The following is a 25,233-nucleotide window of genomic DNA, read 5'->3' on the forward strand; positions in this document are numbered from 1 at the left end:
ATTTAATGGCTACTTTCATTTGTCGAGATTTATCAACTCGCGCATCCGCTCTCCTATCATTCCTCGCAACCACGCACCATGAAATTCCATTTGCTCCAGAGAAGTACCATCAGCTAATCGATATTCGAACAGCTTGCCCTTCGCCCCGCGATAAACGACGAGAAAATGGCCATCGTGATCAAACGTTGCGAGCACGTAAGGACGGATGGAAATGATTTGGCTAAATGGCACGCGCACTTCAGTGGTTTTTCGGCCACGACGAGTGATCGTAAGGGTCAGTAGCTGCTGGTTTTCGTCGAACGTGAAAGCCTGCACTTGAGGCTCAGAGACAATCCAGGCAAAGAACGCACCCATGAATACTGCAATGGCCAGCATTAACAGAATGAAGGATGACGCCGTGAGGCTATCGCCATAGCTAGGCTGCACACCCTGTATGACATCCGGCCCGGTGAAAAGGAACGTCGCCAGCCCGTAGGCGGGTAAAAGCAGAATCAGCGCAAGAGAGAAACCAAAAACACCCATGCCATTGCTGCCGATAATGGGTATTTCAGGGCCGTAATACCAAATAGGCGGGTGGGCAGTGCTTGGCTCGCCAGGAGGTGTTGCTAAGTCGTTAGCTGGTCTTTGATGATTCATCTGGCTGTCTCAAGGGATTGCAGCGTAGACGCAATAACCCTCCCCCTGCCATAGCGGCAAGGAGAGGTTCTACGGCGCATATTCGCCCAGGCTTTCGCGAGCAGTCGGGATAGCGTACTCAAGCAATTCCAGAGGGACATCCTGCTCGAACAGGCTCACCTCAAAACGCAGCGTTTCGTCATTCCTGAATATCTCAAAGACCATATCGTTGCCGCGCCAGCACTCAATCCCCAAGCCGTCATGCCCCTTTGTCACGTGTGAGGCGGTAAAAAACGTGTATTCAACTCCGTGTACGACCACAGCGCACCTCCCTATCTGAGGTGGCAACGATACCTTTCCCCGCTATGACTTTGATATGGATAAAGCGGAATCCAGTGGTGACATCATGCAAGCCAAAGATCAACTTGGGCACCAGTGCGTGCGCCGCATAGCCCGGTATCAAGCGACGTAGCCATTCATTTGTCCTGATTCACTATTCCGTGCATCCGTGAGCCAATTATTCCTCGCAGCCACGCAGCATGAAACTCCATTTCCTCCAGAGAAGTACCCTCAGCCAATCGATAAACGAACTGCTTGTTCTTCGGTCCCTGACACACGACGCTAAAATGGCCATCGCGGTCATAACTGGCGAACACGTAAGGGGTGATGCAACTAATGTCGCTGAATGGCACCTGCACTTCGGTGGGCATACGGCCGCGACGGGTGATAGTGAGGGTAAGCAGCTGCTGGTTTTCATCGAACGTGAAAGCCAGAACTTTAGGCGCAGAGAACATCCACGCGAAGACCAGCCCCATTAGCACAACAGAAACAAGCAGGAGTTGGATGAGCAACGACAACGTGAAACTCGACCCATCGCTGCGGGATTCACCTTGCATCGCTTCGAACCCGAGGAGGAGCAATATCGTCAGCCCTAAGCCCGGCAACGACCAAAGCAACATGAAGCAGAAACCCCAAATGGCCCAACCAGCGCTGCCAATGATCGGTAAGTCCGGGCCTTGATGCCAAATAGGTGGATGAGTACCCGGGTTTTCAGTACTTGGCGCGGCTAGAGGTGTTGCGATGAGATGAGTTGGACTTTGACGAGGCATCTAACGGGCTCCAGGATGACTGCGCAGACGGTACCACCACTCTACTACCAGACAATCTGGCCCAGAGGCATCAGGCTTTTTCACGCCGTCCCCAGTACCCAAAAGCAAACGCCAGGCAATCAGGGCGCTAACGAATGGGCGCACACACCGGAATTGTAGAGGTTGGCCATGGCCGAGGAACAGCAAGAGCCGACGGCGGAGGCGCTCAAACAGCGCCGCAAGTGCGAGAAGGCAGCGGCGAAGGACGCAGCATTGGGCGTGGAGAAATTTACGAACGAGGGAGACTTCAAGGTGAGTAACCTTTGCTCACACGAGTTGGCTAATGCTCTGGCGCTCGCCTGAACTCTTCTCGAGTAGGCATCGTCCAGTCAGAAGCTTTTCTTTCATGGACCGACTCATCGCGACTGTATCCACTGTAGGTGAACATCAAAAGGTAAAACGCGAACGCCGTTGCGGCTAACGCTGCCCTGCCCATGGGGTTCCCATCCTTGGGCAATCCGCCCGGCCCAATGCCGACCCAGCCTCCTCGGAAGTAAGCAAATACTGCCTGGATGAACCATCCATGCACGAATAACGCCCCAAAGAAATTACGCCAATCCCCAGAAAAACGTACAAAAGCGTTCGCGAACGAAGCAGCCACCATCAACGACAGCAACAAGTACCGATAGCGCCTAAAAAACTCCATGACGTTGCTTTCCATAAGGCCCTGCCCTTTCAACCGATTGATATAGCTGTCCGCGTCGCCGGCTTACCCAGCATCGTTGATGCGGGGGGGGCGAGCTGACTCTAAGTCAAAAAAACAATTGCCCCCCCTTCAAAGTCAGCCGCTATAGCGACAAGGACAGGTAATGCCCATGGAAAACAAAATCGCTGAAGCGCTGAAGGTTGAGCGCTCGACAGTGACGAAGCTGTTCATTGCCGGCATGCCACACCTCGATGCGCTTTGCCCTGTCCAAGCTACTACAGCTCTCAAGACAGAAGTAGCGCCCTCAGTTGCTCAGGAACCTCAATAACTTCCCTGGTAACCGGCGAGATGCAAACGTGTGTAAGACTAGAAGTAAATGCTATGACATCTGGCGCTACATGACCCTCGACTAGAAATGTGAATGAGTGAAGCCCAACATTGGAAACACTTACTTTCATCGAGAGTTCTTCATCCCAAGTGACCGGACGAAGAAACTCTAGCGAGAAAGCCCTTGCTGGAGGCAGTAGATTAAAGCCCAACAGGGTTCTTAATCCGGGACCGGAAAGCCACACTGTAAGTGCATCATGAACAGCCTCAACAACGAAGTACGAAAACCTAGGTGTATAGACTATCCCCTCCGGATCACAGTCGCCGAACAATACCTTTCTCTTAACAATCACAGCGTTCGGCACAAGATCAATCCTTAATATTGAGTGACGTAGATCGCAAGACCACATCGCAGCTTCAGCGTGTTCGGGACGGACGATACCTTCCTCTCCCTTCAAAGTCAGCCGCTACAGCGGCCACCCGCGCAAATCGGGAAAAAGCGCTGTTGAGCGCTATCTGGAACTACGCCCGGGATAAGGGGCTACACACCGCTGGCCAATCCTTGCTCAGGAATCAAGGGCAACAAGGAGAAGGGCCGGGATATCTACGTCGAGGACGAACTATTCAAGCGTGTGCATGACAAGGCGGACGCCGGTCTGTGTGACGTCATGGATTCGGCCTATTTGACCGGTCAGCGAGTGACAGACACTCGACTCATCGATGAGTGTGATGTTCGGGAAGACCAAATCTGGGTTCTGCTGGGAAAAACAAAAGCCAAGCGACGAATCGAGGTGATCAGGGAGCTCAAGGCTTTGATTGATCGAATCATGAATCAGAAGTCGACGCACAAAGTCCGATCAATGCGGCTGATCGAATCAAAGGATGGCACACCGATGACGAGGGAGATATTGCGCAGGAAATTTGACATGGTGAGGGAGGCCGCTGGAGTTGCAAAACCAGAGTTCCAAATGCGTGATTTGCGCGCAAAGGCCGGAACGGACAAGGCTGAATCCAGTGGTGACATCATGCAAACCAAAGATCAACTTGGGCATAACACTGTGGTCATGACTGAGCAGTACATCCGTAACCGAAAAGGTAAAAAAGTTTCGCCAACGAAGTGAATTGCGGACCACCACCAAAATTGCGGAGCAGAAACAAACAAGGGTTTGCATCAGCTTTCGCCCGCAAACCCTTGATAAATATGGTGCCCGAAGCCGGAATCGAACCGGCACGCCCTTACGAGCGGGGGATTTTAAGTCACTCTGCCCTACGTCGCTTCCGGACAGCAGTCGAGAGCTGAGCTCAGCTTTGGGCCGTGTTTCTGGGCTGGAAAACTTGTCAAATCAGGCACTTAGAGTGAATCTTGCCGTGTTGGCGGGGGATGCCGAGAGCTGAGCTCGGAATGCTCCAGAAATTGGGAGCTTTCAGCCGCAGCTACCAAGCAGCTACCAAGAGCTACCAGATGCTACCGATGAGGAAATTGGTTAAAAAATAGACACAAGACGGCCATAAATCATCGCAAGGGCGTTAGACGCAGATGATAGATGGCTGTAGTCAAGGGTGTGGAACGAAGGGGTGAATCTGAAGATGGTGCCCCGAGCCGGAGTCGAACCGGCACATCCGTAAGGACGACGCATTTTAAGTGCGGTGTGTCTACCAATTTCACCATCAGGGCGGTGGGCAGCAGGCCAACGATTAGACACGAAAAGACAGAGCAAATCAACAGGTTAAGACGAATCTAAGGAACCCCCGTGGCCGCTCAAAAAATCAACTTCAACAAGTCTTCACTCGACGCCCTTGTATGCCCGGAAGGTAAGGCCGACATGCTGGTGTATGACTCTGAGACCAAAGGCCTTGCTATTCGAGTTACGAAGGCAGGTGGCAAGACTTTCTTCGTAGTAAGAAAAGTTCGTGGTAAAGATCATAGGATTAAGCTCGACGCTTTTGACGTGAAAAACACCAAGTTGCCATTGGTGCGCGAAAAAGCGATGAAGACCTACGCAAACCTTGACGTCATTCTGGAAGCCCAGCAGGCCAAGAGTTTACGCGATAGTGTTACTCTCGATATGGCATTTGAATGCATGCTCTCTCGTAAGGTAAAACTGACCCAGACAACTGTGGCTGATTATCGTCGCACCTATAAGAACTACATTCAGGCCCGGTATGGTGAACGCCCAATCTCAAGCATTACAAAAGATGACGTTCTGAACCTTCATACTGAGACTACTAAGCCTGCAGTTCGCCCTAATGGCAAGGTCACACCACCTAGGGAGAGATCTGCGAACAAGGCCGTATCGCTACTGGGTAGCATTTTTTCATTCTGCATTGCTTTTTACACTGATGAGATTGGTCATCGAATCTACACCTATAACCCGGTAGATATTATGACCACCATTAAAACCTGGCATCAAAACAAGCGAGACAAGATCCGCATCAATCCTGATGAGCTGAAGGCTTTCATTAACGGTTGTATCGATATTGCTGAAACGCCACCTCTAAGAGATGTCCCAACTTCTTTTAAGAGTGTGTCAGCTGCCGTGCTGTTCATGTTGTTCTCTGGTGTCAGGCCGGGAGAAATCATCAAGATTCGTCGCAGCTATGTTTGCCATAAAACCCGCTCGATTGTTTTTCCAAAGCGGAACAAAGAAAATGAGGCGAATACACTGAAGAATGGCCAGGAATTCCACCTGGTACTTAATGACTCGGCTTATTGTCAGTTGCTGTACGCGATGAAGCATTCAACTGGTGATTACGTCTTCTCCGGAGTACAACAAGAAAAGGTCAGCGAATCTAATGTGAGAGATTTTCTTGCGAGGATTTCAACGATTATTAACAAGCACTTGCCAAGAAAAATCCTCAGAGCCAGCTTTATTTCCATAGCAGAGCGTGCTGGAGTTGGCGCCTTTTACATCAAGGTTCTCTGCAATCACGATGGTGGCGGTCAATCTGTAGACGTTACTGACGGGTATAAGACTGCATATCTCTCTGAAATTCGAGATGCAACATCTAAGGTCGAGACTGAGATCTTTAAGAATGCCGAGCTTGACAAAGATCTCGTATGTCGCGGTTTACTGTCCACTTTGACCGAGCTGGATGCCCGAGCATTGAAATCTAAATCCGTACACTTGTAACGCCCTCCCCTAATATCGCACACAACCACTGCGAATTCGCAACATGTTATAGCGAAAGCACAACTACGCCTTGTGACTTAGCTCTACATGACTGTGAGTTCGCTCTAGTCGTTTGCGATTTCGCACTACCATACTGCGACTTCGCATTCACACCTTGCGAAACATTAGGTATATAGACAAATAATCTTAAATAACTTACTAATCTACTTGAACCACCTTTTCCTCATTTTCCATAATAGGTCTAGAGCTTGTTTATAGCCAGTTGTGTCTATGTCAGACAATTAAGCGGCTACTCACACCCCTTCGGGTGTTGCGTACTAAAGGCTCCCCTAAAACAATAATAAAAGGTGAGACAAGATGAAAATTATTGAGAAGCAACACAAGGACACCAGGATCACTATCAGGCTTAGTAAATCCGAGATGGAGTCACTTGAGAGCAAGATGTCCGAGGCTGGCTACAAGGCCGCAGGTGCATTCATCAGGGACTTCGTAGCGAACAATAGCGTCAAGCCAAAGGTCAGCCCTGATGTGGTTCAGATCGCACGTGAACTCATGAATCTGGCGGCGATGGTCAATGCTGAGAAGCCAGGCTGCGAACTTCTAGCCAAGGTAAAGCACATAGCCAAGATTAACGTTGGGGGTCTTCTATGATCGGCAAGATCTTTCCCAAATCCTCAGGCTCATTCAAAGGCCGAATCCGATACATCTTCGGCTGCACCAAGCACGATCACGAAATCACCGGCATCCTGACAATCGACTCGAACTGCCTAAGCCCAGACCCGCTTCCAGGCATCCTTGCGGGATGCGAAGACGACGTGCTGGAGATGGTCAAGGAGTTCGACAGCGTTGAGATGATGAGACGCATGACAATCGACTCAGAGAAGGCAATTAAGCCGGTCTTCCACGCCATGCTTTCCCTGCGACCTGGCGAGTCCCTCACGCCATCACAATGGCGCTCAGCAGTGCGTAAGTATCTAAACGACCTTGGCTTCGACGAAACGAATCAGTACGTCGCTGTCATGCATCAGGATAAAGATCACCAACACGTTCACATCGTTGCCAACCGTATTCACCTGGATGACAACTTCAGCATGGTCAAAGACAGCAACGAGCGCGCTGTCAGCATGGACTCTGTGTCAGAGATTGAAGACCGCTTCGGCCTCTCAAAAGCACCAAGACCTAAGGACACTTGGGGCGTCTCAATCACTCACGCGGAGCTCCAGGCCTCGCTGAAGGATGACGAGCTGCCATTCAAACATCGCATGATCGCCAAAATTGCCGGGGCCATTGAGGCTACCAACGCGGTCGATGGTGATATGTTCACGTTCACCAGGCTGCTAAGAAAGCAAAAGGTCTTCATCCACCTCACACTCAACGAGGAAGGCCAGCCGAAAGGCATCAGCTTCGAGTTTGACGGCAAACACATCAGCGGCAGGCAACTCAAGCGCTCCAGGCTCACTTGGCACAAACTAATCACACAGGAAGGAATTCAATATGACCCCGAAACCATTCATGAGCTTCAGGAAGAAATTGCAAGAAGAGATAGCGAGGAACAGAAAAGAGCTAGAATTTACTTCTTTGAATTCTCAAACAGAAGTAAACGTCTCTACATCCGCTTCACAGCAAAGCAGATCGAAGTCTTCAAGCTGATTGAGGAGATTCTCGCGATCATCGATAAGATCTTTGGAGGTGGATTCAAAGCTAAGGAGTCGAAGCCTGTCAGGCACTACATTGACTTCATTCCTGGGAGGCCGCTGATTATCGAGAACGAGCTTGACCTTTTTGAGCCTGGCGCCTGAGTGAAGCCATGCCTGTGGTGCCGGCAATGGCTTTATTCCTACCTTGGCGAGCGAGCCTCATCCACAGATTTACGCCACTCAATCAAAAATGGCACGACGCCCATCAGAGAAAATCCACTGGAGCTGCAAATGGACGCCAGCACATTTGAGAGTTGATATTCATTGCTATCTGCGACCAGCGAGATTTTAGGGTATGTGCGATTGTTCTCTGCAATTTCACCCGCGTTCCACCACTCAGCCTCATGCTTCCACCAGTTGGCGGCGGCATTGATGAGTGACGCATAAGGCATGTTCGAGGAATGTACAGGCCCAAGGCTGTAAGCTTTACCTTTATCGATTCCAGTAAATAAAAGTGTTTCGATCATGTATTGCTGCATGGCCACAAATCCGACACCAATAAAGTATTCACCCTTATCGAGTAAACCCTCGCTATCAGGATCGGTAGAATCGGAGATTTTGTTGTGTACGTCAGATAACTTTAGATCAAGCAACTCTAATAACTCACAGAGCCTGCCAAGTTCACCATCCGAATATTGATCGCCAAATTTTAAAAACATATTCACTCCACCCATGTAAAAGCAGCGCAAGACCAAATGCATCGCTCAATCATATTATTTGTATGTTCAACTATCAAGATGTATATTGAAGGCAGTTATTTTTGGAATATAAACATGGCTAGATCTGCCCTCTTATACGAAGCTTTAGTCGTCCAGACTGATAATAAAATCGCCATCAGCGGCCTTGCCTATGGCGTTATAGATAGCCAGCCAGTAGATGGTGAGCAGACGATGACTGATTTTGTTTGCAAATCATGGGTTGATGCGTTGGGTATTGGCATTCTAGATAGCAAAGGACGCGAATTTATGATTCTTAGCTTTGATGAGAAGTCGGAAACGCTCATGAGTGGTTTACCTCAAGTATTTGCCATGGCATTTCTGACCAGCGCTGAGGATCAAGCATGAGAGTCAATTGGTTAGTGCCGATACGATTGCTCATAAGCTTCCTGCGCTGGCTTATTGGCCAGATAAATACATGGGGTGGTGTCATCATCTCGATACCCGTGATTCCGGTCATCTGGCTATTCGTGATGATCATCAAGGGTGCAAAGCGCGTCGGAAGGATGATCAAGAGATCTATGAGTCCGAGCGATCATGAGCTGAGTGGCGTCGTAGCTGACCACGGAGGATGGATATTTGGCCAAGTGGACAGCGACCAGACAGCTTTGGGGCTCTTCGCTGAGCGACATGTACGGACTCGCCTAGCTAAAGAAGGCCTGGTGCTTCAGACGTCTGACGGTAAGACGTTCCTCGTCAAATCATTTGAAAAAGGCCAAGACTCCGCAGCCCTGGCCCCTTTACTCGCCGATGCTTTTTTACATCAGTAGCTCTCTCAGCTGTGCTTTCGACAGGCGGCACAGCTCACTAGCTGTATAGGCTCCGCTGAGAAGCAGTCCAGATGCCAAGTCCTAGGCATCCATGTCACCTCCAATGCGTCCCACAGCGCTTAGTAGAACGATCTGGTCGAACTCTGTGAGTTTCGCCTGGGCCATTATTTTCGCCTCGGCCTCCTTAGCCAGCTTCGCTCGAACTTTGATATCCAATTCATCCGCACGTTTCTCTGCCTGATTTACGAGAGCGCGTAAGCCGGCTTCGCCGAATACTTCGATTACATCCAACGTTAGATCAGTCAACTCTTCAAGTTCTTGAGCCTGGTCATGTTCATATTCATATTCCAGGCCACATGCACAGCCATTTCTGTGTAAGTCGCCACACTTCATAAACGCCCTGGCATTTTGTTAGTGATTGATACGGAACGCAAACTTACCGCTCATTTTATTTTCCTTTTTGGCAGCTCAATATAAACATAATATTGTATTAGACCCGCCAACCCAATAAGTAAATACAATCCATATAAAGTTAGTTTGAAGTCAAATAGCCCGGCCAACCTATTGCACTGCCCCACACCCCTTATATAATGGGCTTATAGAGAGATTTCCGGAGCACCCCATGAGCAGAAAGTTGTCGGCATTACTTGTCGCAATCGCATTCCTATTGTCTAGCGTAACTTCAATTTCCGTTGCGCTTGCGATATATGCGCTGATTGATGATAAACGCCTGGCACTACTATTTGCTTCGGCGGCGGTGCTTCTGGATATATTTAAATATCTTGCATGGCCGGTGGCTATTCGAATTCTGCGCGGTTCTACAGCAGCCCTTACCATCGCTTGCGCATTGATGCTTTCAGTTGTCAGCGGCTGGGCCACTTATGATCGATTGATGTCTTCAATTACTGCCAGCAAAGTTACTCATGATGTTATGTCGACAGACCGGGTGCAGACTATTACAGCAATGGCTCAGAAGGACTCGTCGCTAATAAACCATCTGGACAAGGAGATAACCGATGCGACTGCCCAGGCTAATGACTTGAGGGCTCGCGGAATGGTTTCCAAGGCTCTGGAGTTGGAGGAGTCCGTAGCCGCACGTGCAGCGTCACAGCGAGCTTCTGCTCTAGCCCGAATAAACGACGGGTCATTGGAGATCGCTCACATCAAATCTTCTGTAGCCAAAGCGTCGAGCCTTCCAGAACTACTTGCTCATTTCTTGTGCCTGGGATTTGCAATGTCTTTGGAGATCGTTCCTGCCTTGATCCTGTCCGGGGTTCGCAGCTCTAGAGGCCCTACCACGGCAGTTGCAGACTCGAAAGACAGCGCTTCGCCACCACTTGAGGTCGGGACGCTAGAAACCGCAAAAACCTTAGAAACCCTGCTGGATACAAACGCGGAAATCCTGAAAACCTTAGTCGACCAGGCGAAAACCACCTCACCTGGCACGCCAATCAAGCTCAAGGATTTCGCAAAAAAATCTAGGATTGGGAATTTGCGGGCGTGTGAGATCTTTAGAAACGCGGAGGCTTTGGGAGTAATCAAAAAAACTACAATTGGCTATGTTTCGACCTAATAAAAAACGTTTGAACAACAAAAAATACTGCAGCATGCTTTCTCCATCAACAAGTTAACGGAATTGACCAGATGAAAAGTTTTAAGAAGACCGCGATAATACTTGGGATGGGTTTATTAGCATCAAAGCTTGTAGTGGCAGCAATAGCATCGCCACTTAATAACACTTGGTCTGGGCCAGTATTAGAGTCAGCAGATCGTTTTACTGGCACCGGGATTACTCTTGATCTTAGGGTCTTCGAGCATCACGTTAAAAACGCAAATGAAGACGCGCTCTCTCTGCGCTTCACCGGGCCTTCATCTGTATTGTCCTCTTACGGACTGACGACAAATGAAATCATCTGCTCTGTTTCTGACACTGGCACCAGCAGCAACCCAATCTATAACAAGTATCTAAAGCTTTCTAAAGGCTACGGGAGTTGGGATGCCGACTACGACAACCCTTTGTGCTCATTCATCGGTATACGTGCTGAACAGGGCTGGTCAGAGATAGATGTTAGCTTCAAAGGTAAAGCGATGGTTGGCAGGCTGAAGATGAATAATGATCGCGGCTTGATGGTGGGTTACGCTCAAAAAATGCACTTCAACGAATGGGCTCGAAAATGAAAAAGATCACAATCAGTGATGGCACCTGGTACTTGTTTCTTTTGTGCGTGTTTACCCCAAGCCTCGTGATGAGCTTCGCTACCGGAGAGTTATCGGCAAGCGATACGTATAACTACGTCTTCGGCACCATCGCTGGCGTTGCAGGAGAATGGTTGGCGTACCTCTTATACTTGCCCCTTGGTTTTATCACGTGCCTGCTCCCAAACGACTCGTACTATGTACTTACCATGTTCCAGATGGTCGTCGGTGATTTTGCAGTTCTAGCGATTTTTCTCTTTGTGTGTACGACGTACCCGCCCTCATTTCTTCGCCGTTCCAGCCAGCAGGCCGAATCACTCCAGGCCGCTTGATAGCCATGTCAAAAGGCCCACCTGGGGTTTGTGTCTTAACGTGTGACGCTGATCGAAATCAATGGCGAATCCGCGAACCCAGCTTTCTGTGCAACGACTGCAAAGGTCAGGGCCTTGAAGTAGATCCCTCCGTTCAGACTTTGCTCATCATCGAAAGGAGTAGACTCACAATGACCGAGGAAATCGAATCTAACCTCGTATCAGAAAGCCCTTTTCACCAGGCAATCGAAAAACATGGTCAACACATCTATCTTCGAGTCGTCGAACGGGCCACAACTACACAGCAGGAAGCAATCGCAAATGGAACCCCGGTAGTCGACATTGCAAACAAAGTAAAAAAAATAGCTCTTGAGATGTTCGCAGATGAAAATCTGATGAAGGGAATGAGGCTAGAGCAGGATCTTGGGCTGTGAGCCGCCGAATGTGTCAACGGCACTTCGATTGATGCCCCATCTTTTAATTTGGCGCCAAAAGCCAATTCATACGAAATTTTTTTAAACCAATCCGGGTTGCTTTGTAATCAAAAGATAGCCGCGACATTCGTCGCGAAAAAGCGAGATAGCCGCGACTGCGTCGCAAAGAAGCGACCTCCCCAGCCCAGCCCAGCAGAGCTGTGCAAGTCTAGACTGCTGCCCTGTGTATCGTTGTTATTTGTCCTGAAATTCTCACAAAAGTAAAAGCAACATCGAAGCAATCGAATCGATTGCCCTAAAGCCAGGGAAATTCCATAAATGGCAGGGTATTGGAGAGCTTTGCTTTTTTTTGTTTTCAAACATAACAGCTCCGTTTTCTTTTTTTCTTTTCAAGGGGCCGACGAAATTATTTTTACACTTTTTTTCAGTAGCGGTTGAAAGACCACCGAAACGGGCCGACAGCAAGCCAATACAGCCTGAAAAATTTACAGGAGTGCGCAAGCGGCATGGGTTAAGGCGGTATCCAGATCGCCCCCCACTTGAAGGGCATTAGCCGTAGCTGGACAAGGGCCTAGTCAACTGAGTCAGGTTACACAAGATATGCCTGATGTTGTCCGCCCCCCTTCGTCTCAGCAGACAGCGCTCCATCCCAACGACTGCGCTCTCCCCTTCCTGAGCATCCCTGGATGACGGAGCATGCGAAAAGTCCCTCGCCTATTCCTGAATAATTCGGTATCAATTGGCTATCATCATGTTGCCGCTTTGTTGGGTACAGACGGTACCGTTTGGCCCTGCACCTCCACCTGTGCGTTACCTCAAGGAGCAGATCTCACCGCAACGTCCCCTTTCAGAAGAGCGACAGCCTGGACAATGCCAGAGCATCAAATTGCACAGCTTACGGAAGCACCAATCTAAGGATTTAAGATGCCAGTCATTACAAAACTCATGCTCCAAAACTTTAAGCAGTTCGGCTCGCTGACCCTGGATTTCGATTCAGGAACCAACGTGCTGATCGGGGACAACGAGACAGGTAAGAGCACAGTGCTGATTGCCCTCGATTTAGCTATGAGTGCCAGCCGAAGCCGAATCGAAACCATAGGCTTTGAAGCGCTAATCAACCGAGAGGCTGTCCGTGCGTTTCTGAATGGCCCTAGAGGTATAGACAATCTACCGAAGGTGATCGTGGACGTGTTTCTGCAAGAAGGTGATGAAGAGTACCTCTACGGTGCACAGAATCTCACCGACACATCGACAGATGGCTTGCGGATGAAAATCGCGCCTGTGGACGAGTATCACCCCGCCATCCTGCAGGTGCTTGCGGACGATCCACAGAATTTTCCATACGAATATTACGCTGTAACCTTCTTCACTTTTTCCGGGGCACCGCTCACAAGTTACAGGCGCCCGGTGAAACATCTCCACTTGGACAGCTCTCGTATCGATGGTGAGTACGCGGCCAGGGAGTACACGAGGACTGTGTTCGGCTTCCATGCAGAGGTAGGCGAGAGGTACCGGCTGGAGAACCTCTATCGAAGGGGCAAAGAGGTGTTCCGTGAGGATCAACTCGCGGAGCTGAACAAGAAGCTCCCGCCCTACGAATTCGGATTGAGAACCAGCATTCGATCCAACCTTGAGACCGACTTAGTCATCACTAAAGAAGGTATCCCGATCGAGAACCGAGGTAAGGGCGAGCAATGCTTCATCAAGACCGAGTTCGCACTTGGCAAACATGAGGCCCAGGGCGGCCTGCAAGCCTTATTGCTAGAGGAACCGGAAAACCACCTCAGCCACACCAATATGAAACGACTGGTTGAGCGCCTGGCGAGTACCGCAGATACCCAGCTTTTCATCGCTACTCACAGCAGTCACATCTGCTCCCGCCTCGACCTCCGACACGCTCTGCTGCTTGGCACAAACCAAAACGCCGGCAAACTGAAGGCACTATCAGAAAAGACAGCTGGCTTCTTCATGAAGGCACCAGACAACAACGTGCTGGAATTCGCCCTCTCCAAGAAAGTCATCCTGGTTGAAGGCGATGCTGAGTACATCCTCATTGAGGAGCTGTACAAGAAGGTCTCCGGTGGAAACACGCCGCAAGCGGATCAGGTTCATATCATCTCGATCGGTGGCACCAGCTTCAAACGCTACCTAGAGCTCGCAAAACTGCTCAACATCAAGGTAGCTGCGATCCGAGATAACGATCACGACTACCAGCAAAACTGCGTTGAAAACTACAAAGAACATACCTCCGACAAGGCAAAGATATTCGCCGACCCGGACAATGCCCGATCCACCTTTGAGATTGGCCTTTACCAGGATAACCAAGCTGCTTGCGACGACCTTTTCGCCGGGGGGCGCAAGAAACTGACCGTCCAGGAGTACATGCTGAAGAACAAGGCGGACGTGGCTTTTGAGCTCCTGCAGAAAAAATCCGCAGAACTGGTTGCTCCTAAGTACATAAAGGAGGCGATCGAATGGATAAGAGAGTGATCTTTGCGGTAGCAGGCTCAGGAAAAACGACCGAGGTGATCAGCAGGCTTTCTCTCGACAAGCGGGCCCTGATCGTCACCTACACCGAAAATAACTACGAGCACCTACGCAACAAGGTGATCAAAAAATTCGGCTACATGCCGCGCAACATCACCGTACTGACCTACTTCGCGTTCCTGCACGGATTTTGTTACAGGCCACTTCTTCAGTCGAAGCTGAGCACCAATGGTCTGTACTTCAAACAGCCCCCAGACTCAGCGCCCAGAGCTCGTGACAAGCTCGCGCACTACCGGCACAGGAGTGGGAAGCTCTATTACAATCGGCTCGCGAAGCTTTTGGAGCAAACAAACGCACACCCTGATGTGATCGCTCGGCTGGAGCGGTTTTACGACAACATGTTTGTGGACGAAGTACAGGACTTTGCTGGCAATGACTTCAACCTGTTGATCGCGCTGTCCAAGGCCAACGTTGAAATGCTGTTGGTCGGAGACTTCTATCAGCACACCTTCGACACCAGTAGGGACGGCAACATAAATTGTTCACTGCACGATGACATCGTGAAGTATGAGAAAAGGTTCCAGGCCGCTGGATTCACGGTAGACAAAACCTCGCTCGGTAAAAGCTGGAGATGCGGCACCACGGTCTGTGACTTTATCCGGGCAAACCTGAATATCGATATTCATGCCCAAGCTGATCGTCATACAGAAATCATCAACGTTGAGACTCAAGCCGTCGCCGACCAGCTCCATGCTGATCCGAACATCGTGAAATTGTTCTATCAAACTCATCATCAGTACGGCTGCCATTCCAAAAACTGGGGAGCCAGTAAGGGGCTGGATCACTACAATGACGTCTGCATCGTGATGGGCACAACGCACTGGAACCATTACCAAAATGGCAAGCTGCACGAGGTGAAACCACAGACAAAAAATAAGCTATACGTAGCTTGCTCTCGAGCACGGGGAAACCTGTACCTCGTTCATGAAAAATTCTTTAAAGCCTACAAGCATTAGCAGCACGTTTGAGCTAAATAGCGCCTGGAAAGCATTCAAAACGGGCTGAAGCAGGCCCCTCCTCCGGTATTCGACCAAGGAGACAGGATGTGACGTGCCGACCCATAACGCTGAAGGCGGACACAGCTAACCGACCAAACAGGCATATGGGATGGGCCGCTGGCGTCCATGAGCATCATGATCACGGGATGGATGCGTTTGGAGTGAGACTTTTCAGCAACCCACGCTACACACCGCGATTCGCTCCAACCGTTGTATGCGAGCAATGCAATTCCGCTGACCCGTCAGCCAAAAAATCATTGGGACTGGGGAATGATTTTTCGTTCTCATCTTCAGAGATATCTCGCTTCATCACTCCGACACCTCGCGGCTGGCACCTCCTCCATTACTCCGTGGCCGATGAGATCCACGAGACGATCCAGCCGGCCACACATTCATTTTTTTAAGGTAGAAAGTAAATGTCGAAGCAGGTCAGGTTGGTCAGGCACGCCGAGAGCGCCGCGAACGTCGGTCTGGCCACGACCGCCCCCGATTCCATACCGTTGACGGAGACAGGCCAGCGCCAAGCCAAGGCACTTGCTCAATCGCTTACCTCAATACCAGACCTGATCGTCTCTTCGCCGTTTGTGCGCGCAGAGGCCACGGCATTACCGACCGCACGGCGCTACCCCGAGGTGCCATTCGAGCTGTGGGCCGTCGAGGAATTCACTTATTTGAACCCAATCCGATTTTCCGGCAGCACCCAGGCCGACCGAAAACCACATGCGGAAAGTTACTGGGAGAGCGGTGACGCGACGATGACTGATGGGCCTGGTGCTGAGTCGTTCGATCATCTACTCGGACGCGCAGATGCGATGTTGGCCAAACTTGCGGATCACGATGCTCAGGACATCCTGGTCTTCAGTCATGGGCAATTCATCAGAGCTGCTGCTTGGCTGATCAAGCATGGAGATCACACTAGCTCACACGAGCTGATGCGTGAGTTTCGGGCCATCGATGTTCGGGAACCGCTGAGAAACTGCTGGAGTTACCAGCTTGTGTTTGACGACGGCGGATGGACAGTCGAATACCAACTCGATCCATCTGGCCAAGTGAGATTTATCGACGAGTTCTGCACGAGATAGCGCTCTCGCCTATGGCTATCAGTTACCGCGCTTGAGCTAGCAGCCTAGTATTCAGCAGTGCGTAATGGGGTACCCGACCAAACAAGCGGAAGTACGGGCCAAGGATAAACCTTGGCACGCAGAAAGCTGGCTATGCATAGCGTATTGGGCTATAGCCTTGTAAGAGCAAGAGAATGCGCCTGGAAGCGAGGCATCGACGGCGGTCAGAATATCTCGTCGTCATCGAAAGCTACACGCGTTTCCAAACTGACATCGACCGCCTTGTCCAACCTCAGAAGTGTCCCATTCCCCGGCGTCTCGCCAGCATTAATGCAGGCTGCCGAATCAGCGAAAATAACGATCGCCTTCTGCCCTGTTTTTGAGCTGGGATAGATGATCCCGTCTATTTGAGCCCCATCGTCCGTCCGGTACACATGTCGAAAATACTCGGTCACCACCTGAGTCGGCACATAATCGGCGTGTGCCCTTTCGCTACGCTCAATGGGCTTGGTGAAGTCGCTGATAAAGTTACTCATGAACCGGTAATAGTTCCGCAGATTCTGAAGCTCCGGATCGAAAAGACTGGGTATAAAAAACGACTTCGAAAGATCCACCACTCTCAGATTTCTAACAGCAGTGAATTCACCCGAGGCAGCTTTCTTCCCCTCTGCACCGCTAGGTTCGTAAGTTTCACGAATGGCCGTATTTAGATCGAATGCGCCATAGAACATCGGAATGCCAACTGGACTCATCCTATTAGGCATATTTGCTCGTTCTGCAGGAGGCGGGCCTAGATCCTTTGCCTGCGTTTTGACCTCATCCTGATTGACAATCCGAACTCGATAAATTTTTTCCCCAGCCGGAACCGTATCGATAAGACCTAGATCTCTCACAACGCGGCCCAATGTTTCCAGGATGTCGACCGGGTTCATCTCGTCATGCTGGTCACCATCGTATGCAGGGTTGACCGCCTTATAGAATACGAACCGTGCGGTGTGAATGATGAATCTACTGAAACTCTGCCAACCGTAAACCAATATCTTGTCAACAGGGAGAGAATACGGATCTCTCTCGCACCATCCCGTGTCATGAATTGCCCCGGCAATGGTATCTAGAATTTCTTCAGGGCAGTCTGGGCCTACATCGTCAAGCAACTCCCAAATGTTATAAACATCGCCCTGCCACCCACCTTCACGGGGCTCATAAGGGAGGCCTTCATTGGCTGGATCACCCCACTCCAAGCACAAGCTGTTCACCACGTGCTCTATCACGCTATCCATGGCGGATACCTTGACTGACTTATGGCAGTAGGAGCAGGTACCGGGACTACGATCCCTCCTTATGAATTTTTTCAGGCCCTGGTCTTGAATGCATCTCGCGCAGACATAGGTGTCCTCAACGCTCGAATAACCACGCCCCATGTCCTCTTCCCACATCCTTTTGACTCCACCCATCTCGGTAGCCTCGCACTGTATTGATCGTAATAGGACGGCTTGGCGAAGCCTCAACCCCTAATGTGGTTCCGAGGGTGATAATCCGAACCCGGCGTCATAAATTGTCGCATCTTCTCGCTACGTTAGAATTTAAATGATGCCGTGTTGCCAGCCTTCTAGGGCCGTATTATTAAGCAGAGGACTCACCATGGGCCCACGACTTAAGGCGGATTGAGACCACCCGGTTGGGCGGTGATAGCAAGAGATATCGTGTCGTAGATCTGGTCGACGTAGGCCGTGGGGCAAGGTATGACGTATACAAGCTTAGAGCTGAGGCACACGCTGTCTGCTCTAACCTGCTGCTGGTAATGATCGGCAGAGGTCGGCTAGGAACCATCCACCCCGCCTCAATCTCATCGATCAGCTTTCTTTGAAACCATTCGTTTTTTCTCATCCTGGCAGGAATCCAGATGGCCTCTAACAAGAATCAGCACTTCGTACCTCGCTGCTATCTGAGACCGTTCACGGTCAACGGCGAGAACGCAGCGATCAATCTGTACAACATTGATAGACATCGATTTATCCCAGGGGCACCGGTAAAAAACCAGTGCTCTCGCGACTACTTTTACGGACAGGACGCGGAGCTCGAGTCAGCTATCCAATACACCGAGAGTACCTATGGGGCCGTCCTGCGAGATGTTTTGACACCAGGCTGTCGCTTGAATCAGGGGCACCATGATGTGCTCAGAATATTCTGGATGCTTCAAAATTTGCGAACCGAGGCTGCATGTAAACGTGCCGTAGAAATGTCAGACGACACGTTCGAGGTGGTGCGACCCGACCCGAGCTTTGCCATAAATATCAAGGAGGCTGTCCAACTCGCGATGGGGATCTTCGCCGATTCGATGTGGATGCTCTCCGACCTGAAGGTGTGCCTGATCAAGAACGCAACAGACATTCCTTTCATCACCTCAGATGACCCTGCAATCCTCACGAATCGATGGCATCTCGAAGACAAAAGGACTCGTGGTCGTTCGTTTGGAATGCGGGCCGCCGGGGCTCTGCTGCTGCTCCCCCTGTCCCCTAAAATTTACTGCCTATGCTACGACCCTGACATCTATAGCATTGCAAACGAGGCTGGATGGATGACAGTTCGTAAGCCTTCCGATGTGGAGATATTGAATCAATTTCAGCTGTTCCATTGCCGAGCAAATCTTTTTTTGGGGGACGAGTCCTACTCTGAAGCACTGCACGAATTTGTTACCAAGTTTGAGCACCAGCGCCCCTCCGTCAGACACCTCGTAAACTTCGCAGTGTTCGATGGTGAGCAGACGGACAGTCACAAAAGGTACAGGGTCGTTCCGAAGGCAGAGTTCAGAGATTATGCCGACGGCATCATGCATTCCCAGACTATTCACCCTCGCCCGACTGCGTGGCCAAGCTTCCTGCTCCGAAAGAACAAGGGTGTTGCCTATTTCAATGGCACGGGGGCCGGGTATTTGAGAAACGTCCACACCGAGGGTAGAAGCAACATTCCGTTCTACAAGGTTGCGGCTTATGGGTAATGACAGGCCTGGCAACAAAGCCGCTCTCCCCGGCCAAAGACACAGGGAGGGCAAAGGAAGAAACGCCGACTCAGTCGTGGGCGTTGCTCAGGTACGTGAATAGCTCTTTGGGCGCGTCCTTATCCAGTCGCTCACTAGGAAAGTTATTTCACAGGAACCAGAATCGTGAACTATGTTGAGCTGATTCAGTTGCAAGCCGAGCAGGTGTTTGCAGACAAAGAGAAAGCGGCGGCCTGGCTGAATAAGCCGCAACCCGCGCTGGAAGGCATGACTTCGACACCGTTCTCAAGTAGTGAAGCTGGGTGCGTTGCCGTGAATTGGCACCTATAGCCTTATGGTTTCTGCTACTACCTCCCCATTTTTTCGCACCGGTTGAATCCACAACTGTAAGTCGTCATTCGGAGCATTCAATCAATGTCGATCAGCATCCTCAAAATATGAGCTAGATCAGTTGGATTCAAACCCGTGTCGCTATACTGGCTACCGCCCAGCACCAACCTAAGGTTTCCCCTGTGACTCATTCGCCCAGTGGCCAGCTAGATGTAGTCATTATCGGTGGGGGCCAGTCAGCCTTGGCGGTAGCGTATTTCCTACGCCGAACTCGACTCTCATTCGTTATCCTCGATGCGGAGGAAGAACCTGGTGGTGCCTGGCGGCATGGCTGGAACTCGCTGCGTTTATTCTCCCCGTCCACCTGGAGTTCGATCCCCGGCTGGATGATGCCGCCCGCGCAAGGTTACCCCTCACGAAATCATGTGGTCGACTACCTCAACCAATATGAGCAGCGCTACCAATTTCCGGTTGAGCGTCCAGTTCGGGTCGCTTCTGTGGAACGTACAGAGTCTGGCTTACGAGTACGTTCTGACGACAAGTATTGGGATGCCAAGGTTGTGGTCAGCACCACAGGCACCTGGAGCAATCCATACATCCCTCACTACCCCAATGCAGAGTTATTCGACGGTCAGCAGTTGCACTCTGCTCACTATGTCGACGCCCAAACGTTCGCGGACAAGAAGGTGTTGGTGGTGGGTGGTGGTAATTCAGGTGCACAGATTCTGGCCGAGGTCTCTAAGGTCGCAGAGACCACTTGGGTCACCCCCGTTGAACCGTTGTTCTTACCGGATGAAGTGGATGGTCGGGTACTGTTCGAGCGCGCAACTGAGCGCTGGAAAGCTCAACAGGAGGGACGCGTCATTGAGCAGCCCGTTGGCGGGTTGGGTGACATCGTCATGGTGCCCCCAGTTGTCGAAGCTCGTGAGCGCAACGTCCTCAAGTCTGTACGTCCATTTGAACGTTTCACTCGCGATGGCGTGATTTGGAACGATGAATCTGAATATGCCGTGGATGTAGTGATCTGGTGTACCGGATTCAGGCCAGCCCTTCAGCATCTGGATACGCTGGGGGTGATCAACACCGAGGGCCGCGTTGAGGTCGAAGGCACCCACTCGACCGAAGAGCCAAGGTTGTGGCTGGTCGGTTACGGCGAATGGACAGGTTCGGCTTCCGCCACGCTGATCGGTGTAACACGCACAGCACGCAGCACAGTCGATGAGATCGTGGCCTTTCTCGCCGATCAGTCCGCCTGATGCGGACTGCAGCCGGCCTTGTTATATACCGCTGACTGTTGAGGGGGGCCTTGCTTGATATCTTCCGCTGAAGCGTATAGCTGGATACTGACCATGCAGTCGTTTACTCGCTGAAGGAGGATGTCCTTCAGCAGTCCTTGGCTGTTGGCTGGACAGGTGCTGCCCTCTTTTACCACTAGCGATGCTCGCTTCTCGTCGCGGCTGATCAGGCTGCCAATCTCTGCCGTGCAATCACCCCATTGCAGACTGTCGGAGGAAAGCCGAAATGCCGGTGGCGCCAAAGCATCCCTACGATTATTGCGCCACTCACCTATAAACCATGTCCCTTCAATCGTCTTATCCATACCGGACGGACGCTTGGCTTGTGTCTCGCCTTGATCACAGGCGGCCAGTACAACAGCGGTAAGCACCACAAAAGACAGTGCAGGTATGCCGATAAACTTGTTCATGACGTGCCTCCGACATGTGTAGTTCAGGCTCTGCCAACTCCCTCACGGCGCGCAGCGCGAAGAGGGTCACTTCGTTATGTCTGACGGTTTAAAATCGCCTCGGCATGCCTGGGTAAGGCGATGGAAATTAGAGCGGCCAGCAGAACGAAGACCGAGGAAACCCACAAGCAGGTCTCCAATCCGTAACCCTGATAAATCCAGCCGGACAGCACGGTGCCGAGGAGTCGGCCCAGGGCGTTGGACATGTAGTAGAAACCCACGTCCAGCGACACCCCGTCTTCTTTGGCATACGAGACGATGAGATAGCTGTGCAGAGAAGAGTTCACCGCGAACAACGCGCCGAACACCATCAACCCACCCAGCAGTACAACGTGAGGTGACCAACCAGCCGAGAGACCGAGGGCGATTGCCGCAGGCAGCCCTGCCAGCGCAAGTGCCCACAGAAATGCCGCACGACCATCCGGTATGTGCCCACGCTTCTTCCCGGTGATGTTGGGTGCGAAGGACTGCACGATGCCGTAGCCAATGACCCAAGCTGCGAGAAAGCCACCAACCTTCCAGAAGTCCCAGCCAAACACCGTGCTCAGGTATACCGGCAACGCCACCACGAACCACACATCGCGGGCACCAAAGAGGAACATCCGCGCCGCCGAGAGGATATTGATCGCCCGACTCTTGGAGAGAATGTCGCGAAACTTCGGTTTGGCCTTGGCTTTGCCCAGATCTTTCTTCAGCAGGAACAGGCTGGCTATCCATATGAGCGCCAGAGTTGCGGCCATCGCCAGCACGGCAACCGTAAAGCCCAGCAATGCCAGCAGCGCACCGCCCAGGAAGAAACCCACGCCTTTGAGTGCGTTCTTCGAGCCGGTGAGAATTGCCACCCATTGGTAAAGGGTGCCTTGCTGGTTGTCGGGCACCAGCAGCTTGATGGAGCTCTTCGCGCTCATCTTGTTGAGGTCTTTGGCAATACCAGACAGCGCCTGGGCCCCCATCACCCAGGGAATGGTCAGCCAAGCGGCAGGCACCGTCAGCATCAGTAAGGCCGCCACCTGGAGTCCCAAGCCAATGTTCATGGTGCGATTGAGACCCAGGCGGGCACCGAGGTAGCCACCGACCAAATTGGTGATGACCCCGAAGATCTCGTAGAACAGGAACAGGAACGCTATCTGCAGCGGGCTGTAGCCCAACGCATGGAAGTGCAACACCACCAACATGCGCAGCGCACCGTCGGTGAGGGTAAAGGCCCAGTAATTGCCGGTTACCAACAGGTACTGGCGCACTTGCGGTGAAAGGGCTGACAACGCGTTCATGATCTCTCCCTGTTAATCGGCCAAACCGACCAGTTTGGCCAGCTCAACAGCGCGGTTGGCGTAACCCCATTCGTTGTCGTACCAGGCATAGATCTTCACTTGAGTGCCATTGATCACCATTGTCGACAGCGCATCGATGATCGATGAGCGCGGATCGGTGCGGTAGTCGATGGACACGAGTGGGCGTACTTCATAGCCGAGGATATTTTTCAGCGGGCCTTCTGCCGCCGCCTTGAGCAACGCATTAACCTCATCCACCGAGGTGGCACGCTCCACTTCGAACACACAATCGGTAAGCGAGGCGTTGGCCAGCGGTACACGCACCGCGTGACCATTCAAGCGGCCACGCAGTTCGGGGAATATTTCCGCAATGGCGGTGGCCGAGCCGGTGCTGGTCGGGATGAGGCTCATGCCTGAAGCGCGAGCGCGGCGCAGATCCTTGTGCGGTTGATCGAGAATGCTCTGGGTATTGGTCAGGTCGTGGATAGTGGTGATCGAGCCGTGGCGGATGCCTAGGTTCTCGTGGATCACTTTGACCACTGGTGCCAGACAGTTGGTGGTGCAGGAGGCGGCTGTGACAATACGGTGCTGCGCCGGGTCGAACAGGTGCTGGTTAACGCCCATCACCACGTTCAAGGCGCCCTGCTCCTTGACCGGCGCACAGACCACCACACGCTTAACACCCTGATCCAGGTAGGCCTGTAACACCGCCACTGTTTTCATCTTGCCGCTGGCCTCGATCACCAGATCGCAACTCGACCAGTCGGTGTCGGCAATCGCTTTGTTCGCGGTGACCTTGATGCGCTTGCCGCCAATCACTACATGATCGCCTTCGGCGCTGGCTTCGTTGTGCCAACGGCCATGCACAGAGTCGAAGTTGATCAGGTGCGCATGGGTTACTGCATCGCCTGCCGTGTCGTTGATTTGCACAAACTCGAACTCTGGCCAGCCCCAGGCTGCACGCAGGGCGAGACGACCGATGCGACCGAAACCGTTGATACCTACTTTGATGCTCATGCTGTTGTTCTCTTGGGACTGCTGTCTGGGGGCAATTACGACTTGGCGGTGTCGAATTGACTGATGTAGTTGATATGCGCAGGGTGCTGAATCGCACGCGGACGCAGCGCTTGTACTTCGCTTACCGCCTCGCGGAACGGCACTCCGCATTCGATCAGCAGTTGCGCTGCAATCAATCCGGTACGGCCCGAGCCGCCCTTACAGTGAATGGCAATATTCTTGCCTTCGGTGAGCAGTTGCTTGATCCGCTCACGATTGGCCTCCCAGGCAGCCTGAAACGGCTCAGCAGGTGCTTGATCGTCTTCCACAGGCAGGTGAAACCACTCGATGCCGTGCTGTTGGCATTGCTCTGGCAGATTCCCGACTTCGTTCTGGCTCAACTCTTCGGTGGGCATCAGCGTCAGCAAGGCCGAAGCACCTGCTGCCTTCAAAGTGTCCAGCGCCTCAGCGACCGACGCGTCTTTGGTGCCTGGGCAAGGCGTGAAGATTAGTTGGCCTTGCACAGCTGTAGTGGTGAGCACGGAGTACGGATGTTGGTGCACGATCAGGCGTCCTTCAGATAGAGCGTTGATTAACGCGTTTGGAGAGTTCTTCCGCCGATTCCTTACGTTCGGAATAGCGGTCGACTAGATAGTCCTGCCGCTCACGCAGCAGCAAAGTGAATTTCACCAGCTCTTCCATCACGTCCACGACACGGTCGTAGAATGCGGAGGGCTTCATCCGCCCGGCTTCATCGAACTCCAGGTAGGCCTTCGGCACCGAGGACTGGTTGGGAATGGTGAACATACGCATCCAACGACCCAGCACACGCAGCTGGTTGACTACGTTGAAGGATTGCGAGCCACCACAGACCTGCATCACCGCCAGCGTCTTACCCTGGCTTGGGCGCACCGCGCCCATGGTCAACGGAATCCAGTCGATTTGCGCTTTGAACACCGCGCTCATCGAGCCGTGGCGCTCCGGGGAGCACCAGACCTGACCTTCTGACCAGAGCACCAGTTCGCGTAGCTCTTGCACTTTGGGATGGCTGTCCGGCACATCGTCTGGCAACGGCAGCTCAGATGGATTGAAGATGCGTGTTTCTGCGCCGAAGTGCTGCAACAGGCGCGCAGCTTCTTCGGTCAGCAGGCGGCTGAACGAACGCTCGCGAGTCGAGCCGTAGAGCAGCAGGATGCGTGGCTTGTGTGTAGCCGACAACGTACTGCCGAGCTTATCGAGTGTCGGCAGATCAACCAGTTCGGCATCGAGGTTGGGGATCAGTTCTTCAGTCATAGAT

At 51.9% G+C, this 25,233-nt stretch carries 30 protein-coding genes, 1 tRNA gene and 1 pseudogene; 18 read left to right on the forward strand and 14 right to left on the reverse strand.

Annotated elements, in window-relative coordinates:
- Positions 1–15: 15 nt before the first annotated feature.
- From CF161_RS01185 to CF161_RS01195, 3 genes are all read right to left on the reverse strand, one after another.
- The gene (locus tag CF161_RS01185; RefSeq protein ID WP_156882619.1) at positions 16–636 is read right to left on the reverse strand and encodes a hypothetical protein; all 621 of its coding nucleotides are present in this window, start codon (positions 634–636) and stop codon (positions 16–18) included.
- A 69-nt stretch (positions 637–705) separates the two neighbouring features.
- A complete protein-coding gene (locus CF161_RS01190) occupies positions 706–936 on the reverse strand; it encodes a hypothetical protein (RefSeq protein WP_020294710.1) in 231 nt (76 codons plus the stop codon).
- A gap of 155 nt (positions 937–1,091) precedes the next feature.
- The gene (locus CF161_RS01195) at positions 1,092–1,724 is read right to left on the reverse strand and encodes a hypothetical protein (RefSeq protein WP_043228313.1); all 633 of its coding nucleotides are present in this window, start codon (positions 1,722–1,724) and stop codon (positions 1,092–1,094) included.
- Between the two features lie 168 nt (positions 1,725–1,892).
- Here CF161_RS01195 and CF161_RS32690 point away from each other — a divergent pair, with 168 nt between their 5' ends.
- Positions 1,893–2,066: a hypothetical protein gene (locus tag CF161_RS32690; protein WP_020294712.1), complete on the forward strand. Its 174-nt coding sequence runs from the start codon at positions 1,893–1,895 to the stop codon at positions 2,064–2,066.
- On the opposite strand, the gene CF161_RS01200 is transcribed toward CF161_RS32690, so the two are convergent.
- The gene (locus tag CF161_RS01200) at positions 2,044–2,424 is read right to left on the reverse strand and encodes a hypothetical protein (RefSeq protein ID WP_043228315.1); all 381 of its coding nucleotides are present in this window, start codon (positions 2,422–2,424) and stop codon (positions 2,044–2,046) included. The genes CF161_RS32690 and CF161_RS01200 overlap by 23 nt on opposite strands.
- Before the next feature lie 154 nt (positions 2,425–2,578).
- Between CF161_RS01200 and CF161_RS33065 the strand changes: the two genes are divergently transcribed.
- Positions 2,579–2,737 carry a hypothetical protein gene (locus CF161_RS33065; protein ID WP_177326740.1) on the forward strand — a complete coding sequence of 53 codons (159 nt, stop codon included), beginning with the start codon at positions 2,579–2,581 and terminating at the stop codon, positions 2,735–2,737.
- Here CF161_RS33065 and CF161_RS31890 read toward each other — a convergent pair.
- The gene (locus CF161_RS31890) at positions 2,694–3,146 is read right to left on the reverse strand and encodes an acyl-CoA thioesterase (RefSeq protein WP_371106489.1); all 453 of its coding nucleotides are present in this window, start codon (positions 3,144–3,146) and stop codon (positions 2,694–2,696) included. The two genes, CF161_RS33065 and CF161_RS31890, sit on opposite strands and share 44 nt — an antisense overlap.
- Positions 3,147–3,205: 59 nt before the next feature.
- On the opposite strand from CF161_RS31890, the pseudogene CF161_RS01205 reads away from it, so the two are divergent.
- Positions 3,206–3,857, forward strand: a pseudogene (locus CF161_RS01205) (tyrosine-type recombinase/integrase); the annotation flags it as partial.
- A 467-nt stretch (positions 3,858–4,324) separates the two neighbouring features.
- Here the strand turns inward: CF161_RS01205 and CF161_RS01210 are convergent.
- A tRNA-Leu gene (locus CF161_RS01210) sits at positions 4,325–4,411 on the reverse strand.
- A 76-nt stretch (positions 4,412–4,487) separates the two neighbouring features.
- On the opposite strand from CF161_RS01210, the gene CF161_RS01215 reads away from it, so the two are divergent.
- The 3 genes from CF161_RS01215 (at position 4,488) to CF161_RS01225 (ending at position 7,666) form a co-directional block, all read left to right on the forward strand.
- Positions 4,488–5,867: a phage integrase gene (locus CF161_RS01215; RefSeq protein WP_020294716.1), complete on the forward strand. Its 1,380-nt coding sequence runs from the start codon at positions 4,488–4,490 to the stop codon at positions 5,865–5,867.
- 357 nt (positions 5,868–6,224) lie between these two features.
- Positions 6,225–6,518: a hypothetical protein gene (locus CF161_RS01220; protein ID WP_020294717.1), complete on the forward strand. Its 294-nt coding sequence runs from the start codon at positions 6,225–6,227 to the stop codon at positions 6,516–6,518.
- A complete protein-coding gene (locus CF161_RS01225) occupies positions 6,515–7,666 on the forward strand; it encodes a relaxase/mobilization nuclease domain-containing protein (protein WP_020294718.1) in 1,152 nt (383 codons plus the stop codon). Before CF161_RS01220 ends, CF161_RS01225 begins: the two co-directional genes overlap by 4 nt.
- Before the next feature lie 38 nt (positions 7,667–7,704).
- Here the strand turns inward: CF161_RS01225 and CF161_RS31740 are convergent, their stop codons facing one another.
- Positions 7,705–8,223 (reverse strand): hypothetical protein, encoded by a 519-nt coding sequence (locus CF161_RS31740; RefSeq protein WP_156882620.1) that lies wholly within the window; start codon positions 8,221–8,223, stop codon positions 7,705–7,707.
- A 114-nt stretch (positions 8,224–8,337) separates the two neighbouring features.
- On the opposite strand from CF161_RS31740, the gene CF161_RS01235 reads away from it, so the two are divergent.
- Together CF161_RS01235 and CF161_RS01240 are read left to right on the forward strand one after the other, a co-directional pair.
- Entirely contained in the window at positions 8,338–8,628 is a 291-nt protein-coding gene (locus tag CF161_RS01235; RefSeq protein WP_020294720.1) for a hypothetical protein, read from the forward strand.
- A complete protein-coding gene (locus CF161_RS01240; protein WP_020294721.1) occupies positions 8,625–9,050 on the forward strand; it encodes a hypothetical protein in 426 nt (141 codons plus the stop codon). Before CF161_RS01235 ends, CF161_RS01240 begins: the two co-directional genes overlap by 4 nt.
- An 81-nt stretch (positions 9,051–9,131) precedes the next feature.
- On the opposite strand, the gene CF161_RS01245 is transcribed toward CF161_RS01240, so the two are convergent.
- Positions 9,132–9,443 carry a hypothetical protein gene (locus CF161_RS01245; RefSeq protein WP_156882621.1) on the reverse strand — a complete coding sequence of 104 codons (312 nt, stop codon included), beginning with the start codon at positions 9,441–9,443 and terminating at the stop codon, positions 9,132–9,134.
- A gap of 229 nt (positions 9,444–9,672) precedes the next feature.
- Here CF161_RS01245 and CF161_RS01250 point away from each other — a divergent pair, with 229 nt between their 5' ends.
- The 7 genes from CF161_RS01250 to CF161_RS01275 all read left to right on the forward strand — a co-directional run bounded on the left by CF161_RS01250 (position 9,673) and on the right by CF161_RS01275 (position 16,618).
- Positions 9,673–10,623, forward strand: a complete 951-nt coding sequence (locus CF161_RS01250; protein ID WP_043228317.1) for a hypothetical protein — start codon at positions 9,673–9,675, stop codon at positions 10,621–10,623.
- A 71-nt stretch (positions 10,624–10,694) separates the two neighbouring features.
- Positions 10,695–11,228 (forward strand): hypothetical protein, encoded by a 534-nt coding sequence (locus tag CF161_RS32700; RefSeq protein ID WP_156882622.1) that lies wholly within the window; start codon positions 10,695–10,697, stop codon positions 11,226–11,228.
- Positions 11,225–11,578, forward strand: coding sequence for a hypothetical protein (locus tag CF161_RS01255; protein WP_156882623.1), 354 nt, complete (start codon positions 11,225–11,227; stop codon positions 11,576–11,578). Before CF161_RS32700 ends, CF161_RS01255 begins: the two co-directional genes overlap by 4 nt.
- Positions 11,579–11,748: 170 nt before the next feature.
- The gene (locus CF161_RS01260) at positions 11,749–11,991 is read left to right on the forward strand and encodes a hypothetical protein (RefSeq protein WP_020294725.1); all 243 of its coding nucleotides are present in this window, start codon (positions 11,749–11,751) and stop codon (positions 11,989–11,991) included.
- Between the two features lie 924 nt (positions 11,992–12,915).
- Positions 12,916–14,481 (forward strand): ATP-dependent endonuclease, encoded by a 1,566-nt coding sequence (locus CF161_RS01265; protein ID WP_020294726.1) that lies wholly within the window; start codon positions 12,916–12,918, stop codon positions 14,479–14,481.
- The gene (locus tag CF161_RS01270) at positions 14,466–15,494 is read left to right on the forward strand and encodes an AAA family ATPase (protein ID WP_020294727.1); all 1,029 of its coding nucleotides are present in this window, start codon (positions 14,466–14,468) and stop codon (positions 15,492–15,494) included. Before CF161_RS01265 ends, CF161_RS01270 begins: the two co-directional genes overlap by 16 nt.
- Positions 15,495–15,952: 458 nt before the next feature.
- Positions 15,953–16,618 carry a histidine phosphatase family protein gene (locus CF161_RS01275; protein ID WP_020294728.1) on the forward strand — a complete coding sequence of 222 codons (666 nt, stop codon included), beginning with the start codon at positions 15,953–15,955 and terminating at the stop codon, positions 16,616–16,618.
- Positions 16,619–16,821: 203 nt separating this feature from the next.
- Here CF161_RS01275 and CF161_RS01280 read toward each other — a convergent pair whose 3' ends face one another.
- Positions 16,822–18,051 carry a HEPN-associated N-terminal domain-containing protein gene (locus CF161_RS01280; protein WP_043228321.1) on the reverse strand — a complete coding sequence of 410 codons (1,230 nt, stop codon included), beginning with the start codon at positions 18,049–18,051 and terminating at the stop codon, positions 16,822–16,824.
- A gap of 449 nt (positions 18,052–18,500) precedes the next feature.
- Here CF161_RS01280 and CF161_RS01285 point away from each other — a divergent pair, with 449 nt between their 5' ends.
- The 3 genes from CF161_RS01285 to CF161_RS01290 all read left to right on the forward strand — a co-directional run bounded on the left by CF161_RS01285 (position 18,501) and on the right by CF161_RS01290 (position 21,181).
- Positions 18,501–19,595, forward strand: coding sequence for a DUF4238 domain-containing protein (locus CF161_RS01285; RefSeq protein WP_020294730.1), 1,095 nt, complete (start codon positions 18,501–18,503; stop codon positions 19,593–19,595).
- A gap of 165 nt (positions 19,596–19,760) precedes the next feature.
- Positions 19,761–19,925, forward strand: a complete 165-nt coding sequence (locus CF161_RS31900; RefSeq protein WP_020294731.1) for an MbcA/ParS/Xre antitoxin family protein — start codon at positions 19,761–19,763, stop codon at positions 19,923–19,925.
- Between the two features lie 182 nt (positions 19,926–20,107).
- Entirely contained in the window at positions 20,108–21,181 is a 1,074-nt protein-coding gene (locus tag CF161_RS01290; RefSeq protein WP_043228323.1) for an ArsO family NAD(P)H-dependent flavin-containing monooxygenase, read from the forward strand.
- Here the strand turns inward: CF161_RS01290 and CF161_RS01295 are convergent.
- From CF161_RS01295 to arsH, 5 genes are all read right to left on the reverse strand, one after another.
- Entirely contained in the window at positions 21,169–21,630 is a 462-nt protein-coding gene (locus tag CF161_RS01295; RefSeq protein ID WP_020294733.1) for a hypothetical protein, read from the reverse strand. The two genes, CF161_RS01290 and CF161_RS01295, sit on opposite strands and share 13 nt — an antisense overlap.
- 74 nt (positions 21,631–21,704) lie before the next feature.
- Positions 21,705–22,940, reverse strand: a complete 1,236-nt coding sequence (arsJ, locus tag CF161_RS01300; RefSeq protein WP_020294734.1) for an organoarsenical effux MFS transporter ArsJ — start codon at positions 22,938–22,940, stop codon at positions 21,705–21,707.
- 12 nt (positions 22,941–22,952) lie between these two features.
- Positions 22,953–23,957, reverse strand: coding sequence for an ArsJ-associated glyceraldehyde-3-phosphate dehydrogenase (locus CF161_RS01305; protein WP_020294735.1), 1,005 nt, complete (start codon positions 23,955–23,957; stop codon positions 22,953–22,955).
- Positions 23,958–23,992: 35 nt separating this feature from the next.
- A complete protein-coding gene (locus CF161_RS01310; RefSeq protein WP_043228325.1) occupies positions 23,993–24,499 on the reverse strand; it encodes a cyclin-dependent kinase inhibitor 3 family protein in 507 nt (168 codons plus the stop codon).
- Between the two features lie 13 nt (positions 24,500–24,512).
- Positions 24,513–25,229: an arsenical resistance protein ArsH gene (gene arsH, locus CF161_RS01315; protein WP_020294737.1), complete on the reverse strand. Its 717-nt coding sequence runs from the start codon at positions 25,227–25,229 to the stop codon at positions 24,513–24,515.
- Positions 25,230–25,233 lie beyond the last annotated feature (4 nt).

It is taken from the genome of Pseudomonas sp. CF161 (genome assembly GCF_000416215.1).
Lineage (GTDB): Bacteria > Pseudomonadota > Gammaproteobacteria > Pseudomonadales > Pseudomonadaceae > Aquipseudomonas.

Bases quoted from the DNA above. Each gene is read 5' to 3' on its own strand.
- CF161_RS33065 (WP_177326740.1), top strand. From the start codon at position 2,579: ATGGAAAACAAAATCGCTGAAGCGCTGAAGGTTGAGCGCTCGACAGTG.
- CF161_RS31740 (WP_156882620.1), bottom strand. From the start codon at position 8,223: ATGTTTTTAAAATTTGGCGATCAATATTCGGATGGTGAACTTGGCAGG.
- CF161_RS01200 (WP_043228315.1), bottom strand. From the start codon at position 2,424: ATGGAAAGCAACGTCATGGAGTTTTTTAGGCGCTATCGGTACTTGTTG.
- CF161_RS01280 (WP_043228321.1), bottom strand. From the start codon at position 18,051: ATGGGTGGAGTCAAAAGGATGTGGGAAGAGGACATGGGGCGTGGTTAT.
- CF161_RS01240 (WP_020294721.1), top strand. From the start codon at position 8,625: ATGAGAGTCAATTGGTTAGTGCCGATACGATTGCTCATAAGCTTCCTG.
- CF161_RS01235 (WP_020294720.1), top strand. From the start codon at position 8,338: ATGGCTAGATCTGCCCTCTTATACGAAGCTTTAGTCGTCCAGACTGAT.
- CF161_RS01195 (WP_043228313.1), bottom strand. From the start codon at position 1,724: ATGCCTCGTCAAAGTCCAACTCATCTCATCGCAACACCTCTAGCCGCG.
- CF161_RS01285 (WP_020294730.1), top strand. From the start codon at position 18,501: ATGGCCTCTAACAAGAATCAGCACTTCGTACCTCGCTGCTATCTGAGA.
- CF161_RS01220 (WP_020294717.1), top strand. From the start codon at position 6,225: ATGAAAATTATTGAGAAGCAACACAAGGACACCAGGATCACTATCAGG.
- CF161_RS01225 (WP_020294718.1), top strand. From the start codon at position 6,515: ATGATCGGCAAGATCTTTCCCAAATCCTCAGGCTCATTCAAAGGCCGA.
- CF161_RS01245 (WP_156882621.1), bottom strand. From the start codon at position 9,443: ATGAAGTGTGGCGACTTACACAGAAATGGCTGTGCATGTGGCCTGGAA.
- CF161_RS01270 (WP_020294727.1), top strand. From the start codon at position 14,466: ATGGATAAGAGAGTGATCTTTGCGGTAGCAGGCTCAGGAAAAACGACC.
- CF161_RS32700 (WP_156882622.1), top strand. From the start codon at position 10,695: ATGAAAAGTTTTAAGAAGACCGCGATAATACTTGGGATGGGTTTATTA.
- CF161_RS31890 (WP_371106489.1), bottom strand. From the start codon at position 3,146: ATGTGGTCTTGCGATCTACGTCACTCAATATTAAGGATTGATCTTGTG.
- CF161_RS01275 (WP_020294728.1), top strand. From the start codon at position 15,953: ATGTCGAAGCAGGTCAGGTTGGTCAGGCACGCCGAGAGCGCCGCGAAC.
- arsH (WP_020294737.1), bottom strand. From the start codon at position 25,229: ATGACTGAAGAACTGATCCCCAACCTCGATGCCGAACTGGTTGATCTG.
- CF161_RS01255 (WP_156882623.1), top strand. From the start codon at position 11,225: ATGAAAAAGATCACAATCAGTGATGGCACCTGGTACTTGTTTCTTTTG.
- CF161_RS01260 (WP_020294725.1), top strand. From the start codon at position 11,749: ATGACCGAGGAAATCGAATCTAACCTCGTATCAGAAAGCCCTTTTCAC.
- CF161_RS01265 (WP_020294726.1), top strand. From the start codon at position 12,916: ATGCCAGTCATTACAAAACTCATGCTCCAAAACTTTAAGCAGTTCGGC.
- CF161_RS32690 (WP_020294712.1), top strand. From the start codon at position 1,893: ATGGCCGAGGAACAGCAAGAGCCGACGGCGGAGGCGCTCAAACAGCGC.
- CF161_RS01305 (WP_020294735.1), bottom strand. From the start codon at position 23,957: ATGAGCATCAAAGTAGGTATCAACGGTTTCGGTCGCATCGGTCGTCTC.
- CF161_RS01250 (WP_043228317.1), top strand. From the start codon at position 9,673: ATGAGCAGAAAGTTGTCGGCATTACTTGTCGCAATCGCATTCCTATTG.
- CF161_RS01185 (WP_156882619.1), bottom strand. From the start codon at position 636: ATGAATCATCAAAGACCAGCTAACGACTTAGCAACACCTCCTGGCGAG.
- CF161_RS01295 (WP_020294733.1), bottom strand. From the start codon at position 21,630: ATGAACAAGTTTATCGGCATACCTGCACTGTCTTTTGTGGTGCTTACC.
- arsJ (WP_020294734.1), bottom strand. From the start codon at position 22,940: ATGAACGCGTTGTCAGCCCTTTCACCGCAAGTGCGCCAGTACCTGTTG.